The organism is Clostridium sp. CTA-17 (assembly GCF_054767895.1).
In genome coordinates this window covers 71,590-85,006 of record NZ_BAAABF010000008.1, presented here as the reverse complement: position 1 = coordinate 85,006, position 13,417 = coordinate 71,590, and the positions used below count along the sequence as shown (strand labels likewise).

9 protein-coding genes, 5 tRNA genes and 1 other annotated feature are annotated in these 13,417 nt (G+C 29.3%); of the genes, 2 read left to right on the top strand and 12 right to left on the bottom strand.

All coding sequences use genetic code 11. The features are described from left to right. Nucleotides 1-13 precede the first annotated feature (13 nt). From ACYUCG_RS12555 to ACYUCG_RS12530, 6 genes are all read right to left on the bottom strand, one after another. Nucleotides 14-1,411 carry an SGNH/GDSL hydrolase family protein gene (locus tag ACYUCG_RS12555; protein ID WP_460268714.1) on the bottom strand — a complete coding sequence of 466 codons (1,398 nt, stop codon included), beginning with the start codon at nucleotides 1,409-1,411 and terminating at the stop codon, nucleotides 14-16. A 304-nt stretch (nucleotides 1,412-1,715) separates the two neighbouring features. After that, nucleotides 1,716-1,791: transfer RNA gene (locus ACYUCG_RS12550), tRNA-Lys, on the bottom strand. Nucleotides 1,792-1,835: 44 nt separating this feature from the next. Next, nucleotides 1,836-1,909 (bottom strand) — tRNA-Gly (locus tag ACYUCG_RS12545). A gap of 5 nt (nucleotides 1,910-1,914) precedes the next feature. Then, a tRNA-Gly gene (locus ACYUCG_RS12540) sits at nucleotides 1,915-1,989 on the bottom strand. Between the two features lie 17 nt (nucleotides 1,990-2,006). Continuing rightward, nucleotides 2,007-2,080, bottom strand: a tRNA-Gly gene (locus ACYUCG_RS12535). A 4-nt stretch (nucleotides 2,081-2,084) separates the two neighbouring features. Continuing rightward, a tRNA-Leu gene (locus ACYUCG_RS12530) sits at nucleotides 2,085-2,168 on the bottom strand. A gap of 236 nt (nucleotides 2,169-2,404) precedes the next feature. Further along, nucleotides 2,405-2,625, top strand: a binding site (T-box leader). An 81-nt stretch (nucleotides 2,626-2,706) separates the two neighbouring features. Here ACYUCG_RS12530 and thrS point away from each other — a divergent pair. Then, complete coding sequence (gene thrS, locus ACYUCG_RS12525; protein ID WP_150541770.1) at nucleotides 2,707-4,638, top strand: threonine--tRNA ligase; 1,932 nt, start codon at nucleotides 2,707-2,709, stop codon at nucleotides 4,636-4,638. A 262-nt stretch (nucleotides 4,639-4,900) separates the two neighbouring features. Here thrS and ACYUCG_RS12520 read toward each other — a convergent pair whose 3' ends face one another. The 5 genes from ACYUCG_RS12520 to glmS form a co-directional block, all read right to left on the bottom strand. Continuing rightward, nucleotides 4,901-6,595: a M3 family oligoendopeptidase gene (locus ACYUCG_RS12520; protein ID WP_283684241.1), complete on the bottom strand. Its 1,695-nt coding sequence runs from the start codon at nucleotides 6,593-6,595 to the stop codon at nucleotides 4,901-4,903. Nucleotides 6,596-6,690: 95 nt separating this feature from the next. Further along, the gene (locus ACYUCG_RS12515; protein WP_131337241.1) at nucleotides 6,691-7,269 is read right to left on the bottom strand and encodes a 5-formyltetrahydrofolate cyclo-ligase; all 579 of its coding nucleotides are present in this window, start codon (nucleotides 7,267-7,269) and stop codon (nucleotides 6,691-6,693) included. Between the two features lie 225 nt (nucleotides 7,270-7,494). After that, nucleotides 7,495-8,307: a class I SAM-dependent methyltransferase gene (locus tag ACYUCG_RS12510; RefSeq protein ID WP_283704879.1), complete on the bottom strand. Its 813-nt coding sequence runs from the start codon at nucleotides 8,305-8,307 to the stop codon at nucleotides 7,495-7,497. Nucleotides 8,308-8,520: 213 nt separating this feature from the next. Next, nucleotides 8,521-8,691 carry a hypothetical protein gene (locus ACYUCG_RS12505; RefSeq protein ID WP_003454473.1) on the bottom strand — a complete coding sequence of 57 codons (171 nt, stop codon included), beginning with the start codon at nucleotides 8,689-8,691 and terminating at the stop codon, nucleotides 8,521-8,523. 19 nt (nucleotides 8,692-8,710) lie between these two features. Next, nucleotides 8,711-10,543 (bottom strand): glutamine--fructose-6-phosphate transaminase (isomerizing), encoded by a 1,833-nt coding sequence (gene glmS / locus ACYUCG_RS12500; protein WP_003457837.1) that lies wholly within the window; start codon nucleotides 10,541-10,543, stop codon nucleotides 8,711-8,713. Between the two features lie 790 nt (nucleotides 10,544-11,333). On the opposite strand from glmS, the gene ACYUCG_RS12495 reads away from it, so the two are divergent. After that, entirely contained in the window at nucleotides 11,334-11,858 is a 525-nt protein-coding gene (locus tag ACYUCG_RS12495) for a ferritin family protein (RefSeq protein WP_003479186.1), read from the top strand. Nucleotides 11,859-12,006: 148 nt separating this feature from the next. On the opposite strand, the gene glmM is transcribed toward ACYUCG_RS12495, so the two are convergent. After that, a complete protein-coding gene (gene glmM / locus ACYUCG_RS12490; protein WP_060796808.1) occupies nucleotides 12,007-13,353 on the bottom strand; it encodes a phosphoglucosamine mutase in 1,347 nt (448 codons plus the stop codon). Nucleotides 13,354-13,417: the final 64 nt, after the last annotated feature.

Sequence of the window (13,417 nt, the reverse complement as noted above, 5' to 3'; positions counted from 1 at the left end):
AATTTTTAATATCCTAAGATCTTTCTATTGTAAAACCACATATTAAACTATTATAATCATATATTCTTAAATCCTTAAAAATCTTCTTAGCAATCGCTAAATGTCCTCTATGATTTGCTCTTCCTTCTACTAACCATGATTCTATAACCCATTTTTTAACTTTGCTTAATCTATCCCAATACTCATAATGATCTATTAAAAATATTTTTTCTTCTTCAGAAACCACTCTTATAACTTTTACATATTCCTCTATATTGCTTCCATTTTTTATTGGACTTTGTAATATAGGTATTGAGTTTATATTTTTAACCTTGCTTACTATATTAACTAAATTATGTTTAAATTCCTCTGGAGTAATTTTTTCATTTCCTCCAATCATTATAAAAACAACTTTAGGATTATATTTTGATACTAAATGTTCAAGGTTATTCATTAAATACTCTGAATTAATATCTTCTGTGCCAAAGTTAATCATAAATTTTTCTCTTTTATTTATGCTTCCATCATTTAATTCCCATCTAATTCTTTCTTCCATATATTCAACATAATTTTTATAACCCAAGGTATCCCCTATTTCATTTGTATCTTCATCCCCTAAAAACACCCATATACCCTTTTTATCTTCATTTATTAAATTTGTTATAGATTCTAAATTATTATTGAAATTTTCTTTAGTATTCTGAATTAATTCTTCTTGAGAGAAATTCTTATTACTTATGTCATTAAAAAATCCTTTATTCCATTCACTATCAACTTTTCTTTCCAAATCATTTTCTGCTTTTATTGGATAACTTAAATTGCAGGTGTAACTATCTTCTTCAAAAATATCTAATTCCTTAAAAATAAATTTAACTATTTCTAAGTGCCCTTTTTCATTAGGATGTATTAAATCATTAAGAAGCTCATTTTTAATATTAGAATCCTCTTTTTCTAACTCCTCCCAATGACTATAATGATCTATTAGCATTACATTATTTTCTCTAGCAACCGCTCTAACAATATCCATATAAAATTTAAGGCTTTTCCTACTTAAATCCATTTTTATTATGTTACTTGTCTGAATGATTGGTATTGCCCCAATTTCTCTAACTTTATTAATAAGTTCTAATATATTGCTTCTATATTCTTCTAAAGGAACAATTTGATTTGATGAATCATTCATTCCAAGCATTATAAAAACAACGTCTGGATCATATATATTTACACAGATATGAAAGTCTCTTATTATGTCTCTAGTTGTAGCTCCTGACACCCCAGTATTAAAAACCATAATATTCTCGTTTTTAAATTTCTCTTTTAATCTTTCTCTAAAATGTTCTGTATAACTTCTATATCCTTTAGTATGAAGTGGCCCATGAGTTATACTATCCCCAGTAAAAACAATGCTTAATCCCTTATCTCCTCTAATCATTCCAATTCCCTCTTTCCTTTTATCCTCTAACTTTAGTTTATAATCCCCTTTTACTTTTAGTAAAAATAATCTTTCTTAAAAACTTAATTTTCTATAAAGCACTTACATATTTGGTAGATTACTATTTAATTAATCCTCTCCCCTTATATATTTATTGCTATAAAAATATTAATATGCTTAAAAATTAATTTTTACTAAGCAAATCATATATTTAATTTTAATAAAAAAAGACTTCAATAAAATTATGAAATCTTCTAAAAATTTTATTATAAAATAAAAAAAGCATCGATTATAAATCGATGCTTGGTGCACCATCAGGGATTCGAACCCTGGACTCCCTGATTAAGAGTCAGGTGCTCTACCAACTGAGCTAATGGTGCATATTATATTTTTTTTAATAATTTTACAGTAAATCTTAAAAAAATGGAGCGGGTACCGGGAATCGAACCCGGGTATCCAGCTTGGAAGGCTGGTGTTCTACCATTGAACTACACCCGCATAAGTGGAGCGGAAGACGGGACTCGAACCCGCAACTTTCACCTTGGCAAGGTGACACTCTACCATTGAGTCACTCCCGCATATTTTTATATTAATTTGGAGCGGGTACCGGGAATCGAACCCGGGTATCCAGCTTGGAAGGCTGGTGTTCTACCATTGAACTACACCCGCTTAGTGGTGCAGGTGAAGGGAGTCGAACCCCCACGCCGTAGGCGCTAGATCCTAAGTCTAGTGCGTCTGCCAATTCCGCCACACCTGCAAAACTATGTTTTTATTATAATATTTTTCAAATTCTATTTCAAGATTTTTTTGCAAATTATTTTTTTAAAACTTTAATTAACTTAATAACTTTTTTAATTAAAATTTATAATATTAAGAACTTATTTCCACCTAAACCCTTATAATATCTTATATTCCAATTAGAATTTATTTTTATTTTATCCATTGACATACAAAAATAATAAACTTATAATCTAAAGTAAATATTATAAATTTATTAACACAATGAAGAGACGAGTAAACTTTGGTACATTTTCAGAGAGAAGGTACAATAGCTGTAAGTACTTTTAAATGGAATTAGTTGAAGACTACCTCTGAGTGACTCTAATCCAGTCCGTCATAATCACGTTACGATTAATTTTAAGTGGTACTTTATTTTTTAATTATTAAAGTACAATTTGGGTGGAACCACGGGAATATACACTCTCGTCCCTTTTCTATATTTAGAAGAGGGATGAGAGTTTTTATTTTATATGAATGAAAATTAAAAGAAATTTATTTTGAAAGGAGAAATTAATATGATAAAAATTACACTTAAAGATGGTTCAATAAAAGAAGTTGAAGCTGGACTATCAATTTTTGAAATAGCTCAAAGCATAAGCCAAGGACTAGCTAGAAATGCTTGTTGTGGTATATTAAACGGAAAAGTTGAGGACTTAAGATTTATAGTTAATGAAGATTCTTCATTAGAAATCTGTACTTTTGATTCTAAAGAAGGTCAACATGCTTTTAACCACACTGCTTCTCATGTATTAGCAGCTGCCGTTAAAAGATTATTCCCTCAAGATAAATTAGCTATAGGACCATCAATAGATAATGGTTTCTATTATGATTTTGATACTGAAAAACCATTTTCTGCTGACCAATTAAACAAATTAGAAGAAGAGATGAAAAAAATAATAAAAGAAAATCCTGAAATAAAAAGATTTGAACTTCCTAGAAACGAAGCTTTAGAACTTATGAAGGATGAACCTTACAAAGTTGAACTTATAAATGATCTTCCAGAAGATGAAGTGATTTCATTCTACCAAATAGGTGATTTTGTTGACCTTTGTGCAGGACCTCACTTAATGGCTGTTAAACCAATAAAAGCAGTTAAATTATTAAGATCTACTGGTGCTTACTGGAAAGGTGACGAAAAGAACAAAATGCTTTCAAGAGTATATGGAACTGCTTTTCCTAAGAAATCAGAATTAGATGCTTATTTAGAAGCTTTAGAAGAAGCTAAGAAAAGAGACCATAATAAATTAGGTAGAGAGCTTGGAATCTTTACTACTGATGAAAATGTAGGTCAAGGGCTTCCATTATTAATGCCAAAGGGAGCTAGAATAATCCAAACTCTTCAAAGATGGATAGAAGACGAAGAGCAAAGAAGAGGATATGTTTTAACTAAAACTCCTTTAATGGCTAAGAGCGACCTTTATAAAATTTCAGGACACTGGGATCACTATAAAGATGGTATGTTCGTTTTAGGTGATGAGGAAAAAGATAGTGAAGTATTTGCTTTAAGACCAATGACTTGCCCATTCCAATACGCAATATATAACTCAACTCAACACAGTTATAGAGACTTACCAGTAAGATTTGCTGAAACTTCTACTCTATTCAGAAATGAATCTTCAGGAGAAATGCACGGTCTTATAAGAGTAAGACAATTCACTCTTGCTGATGGACACATAGTATGTACTCCAGAGCAATTAGAAGATGAATTCAAAAATACTGTTGACTTAGTTAAATATGTTATGGAAACTTTAGGAATAGCTGATGATATTACTTACAGATTCTCAAAATGGGATCCAAACAATACTGAGAAATACATCAATGATCCTGAAGCTTGGGAAAATACTCAAAATATAATGAGAGAAATATTAAACCACTTAAATATAGACTTTACTGAAGCTGATGATGAGGCTGCTTTCTATGGTCCAAAACTTGATATCCAATTCAAGAATGTTCATGGAAAAGAAGATACAATCATCACTATCCAAATAGATTTCGCTTTAGCTGAAAGATTTGGAATGTACTACATTGATAAAGATGGAGAAAAGAAACGTCCTTACATCATTCATAGAAGTTCAATTGGATGTTATGAAAGAACACTAGCAATGCTTATAGAAAAATATGCAGGTGCTCTTCCAACTTGGATAGCTCCAGTTCAAGCTAAAGTTCTTCCTTTATCAGATAAATATGCTGATTATGCAAATGAAGTTGTTGAAGAATTAAGAAGAAGAGGCGTTAGAGTTGAAGCTGACCACAGAGCTGAAAAAATCGGTTATAAAATAAGAGAAGCTAGATTAGAAAGAACTCCTTACATCTTAGTTGTTGGAGAAAAAGAAGCTGAAAATAAAGAAGTTTCTGTAAGAAGCAGAAAGAACGGTGAAGAAGGTGCTATGCCTTTAGCTGACTTTGTAAACAGAATAGTTCTTGAAATAGCTAACAGAGAAAACTAAGAAAATACAAAGTCTAATTAACTAAACATTTTGATTTATAATCAAAAAAGAACTTGGATGTATTCCTATGAAATCCATAAGTAATACTCCAAGTTTTTTTATTTTAAAAGAAATATTAATCTAAAATATTAAGCAAACAAATCTATACTAAATAAGATTAATAATATTTTATAGTTATTATTAATTTTGATAAGTTTAATCTATATTCATAATAAACTTACTTAATCATACTCTAAATAGATCATAAATTTTGTTTTAAAAACTAAAATTTGCTGTCGTCTATGCTTTCTAAGTATTCATCTACTACTCCTACTACACTTTCAACACATCCATTTTCAAATGGTGATTTTAAGTTAGCATATTTTAATAAGCCTAAGAATGTTTTAGTTCCACCTATGTTACATAGATTTAAATAATCTTCCCATGCTTTTTCATGATTTTCTCTATCTTTTTTCCAGAATTGAAGTGCACATATTTGAGCTAAAGTATAATCAATGTAATAGAATGGTGATAAGAATATATGGTTTTGTTGGAACCACCAACCACCTCTTTCTAGGAAATCACATTCATCATAGTTTTTATGTGGAAGATATTTTTTCTCTATTCTTCTCCATGCATCTTTTCTTTCCTTTGGTGTACATTCTGGATTTTCATATACAAAGTGTTGGAATTCATCTACAGTTACTCCATAAGGAATAAATTTAATGGCATCTCCTAAATGATAGAATTTATATTTGTCTGTATCCTCTTTAAAGAATAAATACATCCAAGGCCAAGTAAAGAATTCCATACTCATTGAGTGTATTTCACAGCTTTCCATAGTTGGCCATTGGCACTCTTGCATTTCTATCCAAGAACTTCTAAAGTTTTGGAATGCATGTCCAGCTTCGTGAGTTAATACATCTACATCCCCAGCTGTTCCATTAAAGTTTGAGAATATAAATGGAGCTTTATAGTTAGGGAAATTAGTACAATATCCTCCAGCTGCCTTTCCTTTCTTAGCAACTAAGTCCATTAAATCATTCTCAACCATAAAATCAAAGAATTCTTTAGTTTCCTTTGAAAGCTCTGAATACATTACCTTTGCATTTTCAACTATCCACTTTGAATCTCCCTTTGGAGTTGGATTTCCACTTAAGAATTCAAATTTTTCATCATAATATTTTAAAGTTTCAAGTCCTAATCTCTTAGCTTGTCTTTCATATAATTTACTATCTATAGGAACTATAAACTCTTCAACTTGTTTTCTGAAGTTTTCAACCATTTCCTTATTATAGTCATATCTTCTCATTCTTACATAGCCTAATTCCACAAAGTTATTAAAACCAAGCTTTTTAGCTATTTTTGTTCTTACCTTTACAAGTTTATCAAAGATATCATCTATTTCATCTTCATGCTTCACAAAAAAGTTATATTTAGCTTCTGATGCTCTTTTTCTAACTTCTCTATCCTCTGATGTTACAAAAGGAACTAATTGTGCTAAGGTTCTTTCCTCTCCATCAAAGTCAATTTTAGCTGAAGCAATAAGTTTTTGATATTGACTACCTAATTTATTTTCAAGTTGCATATCTTCTATTACTTCTTTTGAAAAACTTTTTTGAGAATACTCTGCCTCTTTTATTATAGTTTCACCATAATAATCACCTATTTCATTTTTAAAAGGTGAACTTAATAATGCTTTATAGAATTCATTATTAACTTCTTCAATAAGAGGAGAATTTTCATCCCAGAAATCACTTTCTTCATTATAGAATTCATCCTCAGTATTTATTGTATGTCTAACTTCTGATAATGCCATCATAGTTGATGTATTATTTCTTATCTTATTTATTTTGCCTATTACTTCTTTAGCCCCATTAAAGTCCTTTGCTTCTTCTAACTCTTTTATAAAAGATCTAATATCTTCTCTATCTTTTTCTATATTAGGTCTTTCATATTTAAAATCTTCAAATTTCATTGTTTACCCCACCTCACAATTATATTTTCTATAATTCTGACACAAGTAAAATTTATTATCAATAAAGTAAAATTATCAAAAATATTATTTTACTATTATGATTTTTTTAAACTAATAATTTTCTCTTCACTTATTATTAAATCAACCTTCTCATCAAAGAATTCATGTGGAATTTCATCAAAAACTTGAAAATCATAACATAAAGCAACTCTCTTACTATTAGGGTATTTACTTAAAAATCTATCGTAAAATCCTCCCCCATATCCTAATCTATTTCCCTTTAAATCAAAGGCTAAACCAGGTATTATAATTAAATCAACTTCCTCACTTATATCTTCACATTCAATGCTTGGTTCTAATATTCCAAAGGCACCACTTTCATTTAATTGAAGTAAAGATTCTATTTTCAAAGCCTTCATTTGTCTTTCTTTTAAACTAACAGGAATAACTTTAGGAACTGCAACCTTTTTATCTGAAGCTAATAATTCTTTTATTATCTCAACTGTATTTACTTCAGAGTCCATATTTACATATATAAATACAACCTTACTATTCTTATATATATCACTTTCCAAAAGAGTTTTTCTTATTTTTTCATCAGCCCTTAACTTAGTATCTCTATCTATATTTTCTCTTTTTAGCTTAATCTCTTTTCTTAACTCTCCCTTATCCATATGAAATTCCTCCTCATAGACTTTTAATAATTTTACCATATTTTGTATTGCAATACTATATAAATACACTTAATATTCTTTTCGTATAAATACATCATAATAAAAAATAATGTGCTGTATTAAAATATAATAATAAAACTTACAAACATATTCCGAGAATTACTTCTTCATACTGTTTGTAAGTTTTATAAAAATCTATTTTGATACACGACCAAGTCTATTAAATTATTTTCTAGCTACTATTGTAAAAGTCTTTGGAATCCCTTTATCAAAAACATCACTTGATAAATTAGGCTCCTCTGTTAAACTTTCTATCTTAAGCCCAGTATCAGCAACGGCAGTTACTATTTCTCCTAAATTCCACTTACGTAAAAATACTTTTTCTATTTCTCCTTCTTCTAAGTATTTTGAGTAAGCAACTTCTTTTTCCTCTAATGAAGTATCAAAGTAATCTCCTGTAACCTTATGTTTTCTTACCTTTGCTGTAGATCCTCTTGAAGTTATTAACTTAGTTGATACAGGATGAAAATCTCTTAATACCGCTTTTCCTCCATCCTTTAATAAGCTATGTATAACATTCATGAAAGGAGATAAATCTGAGAAATAATGAAGTATTCCCATCTCTGCAAATACTATATCATAATCTCCACTCATAACTTCTTTAGGCATTTTTAAAACATCACTTAGAATGAAGTTAATCTTTACTCCGCAAGCCTCAGCTAAATCTAAAGCATATCTTCTATTTCCTTCTGAAAAATCTACTACAGTAACATCTGCCCCTAATAAAGCTAATGCAACAGCCTTATTTCCATTAGAGCCCATAAGATTAAATATCTTCTTTCCTTTAACATCTCCAAATTTATCCAATAAAACATTTAATTTTTTCTCAGGCATAGCTTTAATTTTTTCTGCGGCTTCTTTAGCAGTTCCAAATCTCTTTACCCAAGCATTATATGTCTCTTTATTCCAAGCCTCTTCATTTTCATTTATACATACTTTTTTATCTTCTAAAATATTATTTTCTTGAAATTTTTCCACTGTAAATACCTCATTAATTAATATTAGCTTATTCCTCAGAATTATGAGGTTTTAGCGAAAGTATTATACTTCAATAAAAAGCATTTTTCAATATATTTTTCACTAAAAATAAGGAGTGTTTAAAATCACTTTATAGCATTTTAAATACTATTTTAATGATTTAAACACCCCTAACACATATAAATAAGGTTAAAATTTTAAGCTAATTTTATATTAAATTCTTTCAGCACCAATTGCTGCTTCTAAATCTCTTATTATTACATTTACTATATCTAACTTACCCTTAGCATAGTCTTTCTCTTCTAACCAGTTTAACCCTGTTTCAAGGCACTTTTTAGTTTCCTTATACTCTGCTAATAATTTTAATAAACTCTCATTATTCATATTCAAAATCCCCCTTTTTTTATTCAACAGTTACTGATTTAGCTAAGTTACGTGGTTTATCAACATCAAATCCTTTAGCTTTAGCTACATAGTATGAGAATAATTGTAATGGTACAACACTTAAAACCGGTGATAATAAGCTTAATGTTTCTGGTATTTCTATTAATCCTTCAAACATTTTTCTCTTACTTTCTTCCATGTCACCTTTAAAGCAAACACCTAAAACGTTAGCTCCTCTTGTAACAACTTCTTGAACATTACTTATCATTTTATCCATAAGCTCTCTTTGAGTTAATAATGATACTACTGGAATATCTTTTTCTATAAGAGCTATTGGCCCATGTTTAAGTTCTCCACCTGCATAAGCCTCTGAGTGAATGTAAGATATCTCTTTAAGTTTTAATGATCCTTCCATTGCAACTCCATAATCCATACCTCTTCCTAAGAAGTATAAATCTTTTTCTGTAGATGCTTTAACTGCAAACTCTTTTATTAAATCTGTATTTTTAAGGATTTCTTCAACTTTTTCTGGTAATTCAAGCATTGCTTTTTTGATTTCCTCAATTTCTTCTACTGATTTGCTTCCCTTTAATTCAGCAAAGTGTAATGCTAATGTGTACATAGCAATTAATTGAGTTACATATGCCTTTGTTGATGCAACAGCTATCTCTGGACCAGCCCATGTATATAATACATCGTTAGCTTCTCTTGAAACTGAGCTTCCTACTACGTTAGTTACAGCTAACACTCTTGCACCTTTTGCTTGTCCATCTCTTAAAACTGCTAAAGTATCTGCAGTTTCTCCTGATTGGCTTAATACTATTATTAAAGTTTTATCTGTAATAACAGCATCTCTATATCTAAATTCTGAAGCTATATCAACTTCTACTGGTATTCTAACTAATTTTTCTATAGCGTATTTTCCAATTACTCCAGCATGGTAAGCTGTTCCACAAGCAACTATATATACTCTATCAACATTATCTAAATATTCTTTAGTTATTGATATATCATCTAAAGTTACTTCTTTTCCTTCCATTATTCTTGAAGTCATTGTATCTTTTATAGCTTTTGGTTGCTCGTTAATTTCTTTTAACATGAAATCTTCATATCCACCTTTTTCAGCAGCATCAACATTCCATGTTATATGATAAACTTCTTTTTCCACTGGATTTTTTTCTTCATCAAAAAGAGTAACTCCATCATTTGTTAATACTACAAACTCTTTATCTTCTAAAAGATAAACTTCTCTTGTATGATTTAAAACTGCTGGGATATCAGAAGCTATAAAATATTCTTTTTCTCCTAATCCAACTATTAATGGACTATCTTTTCTTACAGCTACTAATTTTTCTGGCTCATCATTACATATAACTCCAATGGCATATGAACCTTCCATGTGTTTAGTAGCTTCCATAACTGCATCTAATAAATCTCCTTTGTAGTAGAAATCTACTAAGTTTGGAATAACTTCCGTGTCTGTTTCTGATTTGAATTCATATCCTTTTTCCATTAACCAGTTTCTTAATTCATTGTAGTTTTCAATGATTCCATTATGAACTACAGCTATTGTTTCTTTATTATTTAAATGAGGATGTGAGTTAACATCTGATGGTTCTCCATGTGTAGCCCATCTAGTATGTCCTATTCCGATTCCACCCTCTATTGGATTTTCATTTAACATTCCTTCTAGGTTTGCTAATCTTCCTTTATGCTTTTCAGCCTTTATCTTATTATCTTCTAAAACTGCAACTCCTGCTGAATCATATCCTCTATACTCTAATTTTGATAATCCTTCAACTAATATATCTGTTGCCTTTTTCTGTCCTACGTATCCAACTATTCCGCACATATTGTTTTCTTCCTTCCCTTTTGTAAAATTATATTCTAACTTTCAAAATAAGCTTTATATAACTTCTTACTGCATAGAAGGTTTGAAACACCCAATTGGCTTTGTCCTTAAAATCACTTTTAAGTTTTAACCAATCTTTTACGGTAGTGCTTTACCGTGGGGCATCCGCCGAAAATTCGATACTCCCCAACCTCGTCAACTTAAATTTATTAAGAATCCTAATAAGCATTTTAATCTACTAGAGTTAAATTACTTATTAGTCTATCAATAAAACTTTAAGTTCTGGCGCTTTAATCTATTATTTTGAAAGTTAATATATTCTATGCATCATCTTTCTAAAAAGCCACAAACTTATTCTAACACTTTTTTAAAAAATTTCAACCTTTTAAAGCTTATTTTAGTTCATTTTTAGTTATTTTCATTTATTTTTAAGAAATATTTTTAATTATCTGTCTATACCTCTATATTTCTTTCATTTAATATATTAATGTATAGTTGTATAGACATCTATAGTATTTAATTTTAAAATTAACTTTTCAAATTCCATATTGTAAAAGAAATTTTTATATTTATTTCTTTCATTTTTAAATTTAAAGTATAATTAGTGTATAAATACTTTCCCTTGTTTAAAATTTCTCAGCAAAAAAGCTCACTTATTTATAGTAATTAATTTTTATACTTTAATTTCTTATAAAAAAGCTTAGAACAAGTAAATATATATCTTTAACTGTTCCTTTTCCTGTGAAAAATCATATTATGAATACTATAAAAATAATTTAGGAGATTTTTTATGAGCTATACTACAGAAAAGCAACCTCAAGGAAAAGCCTTAGACATAAAAGGATTTTTGAGGGAAGCTTTAATATCAGAAATAGTTGCCATCAATGGTTATAGTAAACATATAGATGAAATTGCTTTAGTAGAGATAAAAGAATTATTACATCACATAATGGAAGATGAAAAAAGACACTATGGTCAATTTTTAGAAGCTCTCAGAAGATATGATAAAGAGGAATTTGAAGTCTATGTAGAATCAGTTGATCATGTAGAAATAAAAGACAAACCTTTAAAGAAAACATATCACGAAAATAAAAAATTAACTGCTTATAGTATTTTAAATAAAATACGAGATGATATTAAAGGAGAATACGAGGCAATATTACTCTATGATGATTTAATAAATAAAATAGAAGATAAATGCCTTGTTAAAATGATAAGAGATATAACTAAGGAGGAAAAAGAGCATGTGGAGGAACTTACCCTTGCTTTAATGAGACTTGATTCAGATAAATATGGACCAATTGAAGATAATTAATATAACTTTTCATAATCAAATAAATAAGAATATTCTAAATTATAAAAAGCTATAAATAACATGAAGATCTTGAATTAAACTTATCATGTATTTATAGCTTTTATAATTCTATGATTTTAATAATATTTTTATAATTTAATATAATATATTAATTACATTTTGCTTCTATCATTTTTGCTAAGTTGTGAGCCATTTCATCTATTTCAGCTTGATTTTCACCTTCAAGCATAACTCTTACTAATGGTTCTGTACCTGATGGTCTTATTAATACTCTTCCGCAACCATCTAAAGCAGCTTCCATCTTTTTAATTTCAGCTATTATTTCTTCATCTTCTTCATGAATATTTTTCATGTTATTAGGTACTTTTGCATTAACTAAAACTTGTGGTAATACCTTCATTACATTTTTTAATTCAAATAAAGATTTTCCAGTTCTCTTAACTATGCTAGCTACTTGAAGTGCAGTAACAAGTCCATCTCCAGTTGAATTGTGCTCTAAGAATATGATATGACCTGATTGTTCTCCACCTAAAGAATATCCTTTAGCTAACATTTCTTCTAATACATATCTATCTCCAACTTTTGTAACTGCAGTGTTTATTTTTTCATTCTTACAAGCTATCATTAGTCCTAAGTTACTCATTACAGTTACAACTAGAGTATCATCTTTTAATCTACCTAATTCTTTTAAGTATTTAGCACATATTGTTAAGATGAAATCTCCATCAACTAAGTTTCCTTGCTCATCAACAGCTAAGCATCTATCTGCATCTCCATCAAAAGCAAATCCCATATGACATTTTTTCTTAACAACATATTCCATTAATTCTTCTGGATGAGTTGATCCACAATTTTCATTTATATTAGTTCCATCTGGATTATCATTTATTACAAATATTTCTGCTCCTAATTCTCTAAAAGCTCTAACAGCAGCTTCGTGAGATGCACCATTTGCACAGTCTAAAGCTACTCTTAATCCTTCTAAAGATATTCCTATTGTATCTTTAGCAAAGCTTATATAATCTTCTAAAGCAGCTTTTTCTATTATTTCTCTTCCTAAATTAGCTCCCGTTGGTGAAGGTACATTTTCAAAACCACTTTCTATAACTCTTTGTATTTCATCTTCTAAATCATCTGATAATTTATATCCCTTATCATCAAAGAATTTTATTCCATTATATTCAACTGGATTGTGTGAAGCTGATATCATAACTCCAGCATCTGCTCCATATACTCTTGTTAAATGAGCTACCGCTGGTGTTGGAACTACTCCTAAGCATACTGCCTCTGCTCCAACTGATAATATACCTGCAACTAAAGCAGCCTCTAGCATATCTCCTGATATTCTAGTATCTTTTGCTACTAATATCTTAGGTTTATGAGTTCCCTCTGTTAAAACATAAGCTCCAGCTCTACCTAAGTTATATGCTAATTCTGCTGTTAATTCAGTATTTGCTATTCCTCTAACTCCATCTGTTCCAAATAATCTTGACAATTTATGTCACCCCTCTAATAAATTTATATTATACTTATATTTAATTAAAATACCTATAATTTTG

Coding starts and splice junctions, on each gene's coding strand:
- ACYUCG_RS12520 (WP_283684241.1), bottom strand. CDS start 6,595: ATGAAATTTGAAGATTTTAAATATGAAAGACCTAATATAGAAAAAGAT.
- ACYUCG_RS12505 (WP_003454473.1), bottom strand. CDS start 8,691: ATGAATAATGAGAGTTTATTAAAATTATTAGCAGAGTATAAGGAAACT.
- glmS (WP_003457837.1), bottom strand. CDS start 10,543: ATGTGCGGAATAGTTGGATACGTAGGACAGAAAAAGGCAACAGATATA.
- ACYUCG_RS12495 (WP_003479186.1), top strand. CDS start 11,334: ATGAGCTATACTACAGAAAAGCAACCTCAAGGAAAAGCCTTAGACATA.
- ACYUCG_RS12555 (WP_460268714.1), bottom strand. CDS start 1,411: ATGATTAGAGGAGATAAGGGATTAAGCATTGTTTTTACTGGGGATAGT.
- thrS (WP_150541770.1), top strand. CDS start 2,707: ATGATAAAAATTACACTTAAAGATGGTTCAATAAAAGAAGTTGAAGCT.
- ACYUCG_RS12515 (WP_131337241.1), bottom strand. CDS start 7,269: ATGGATAAGGGAGAGTTAAGAAAAGAGATTAAGCTAAAAAGAGAAAAT.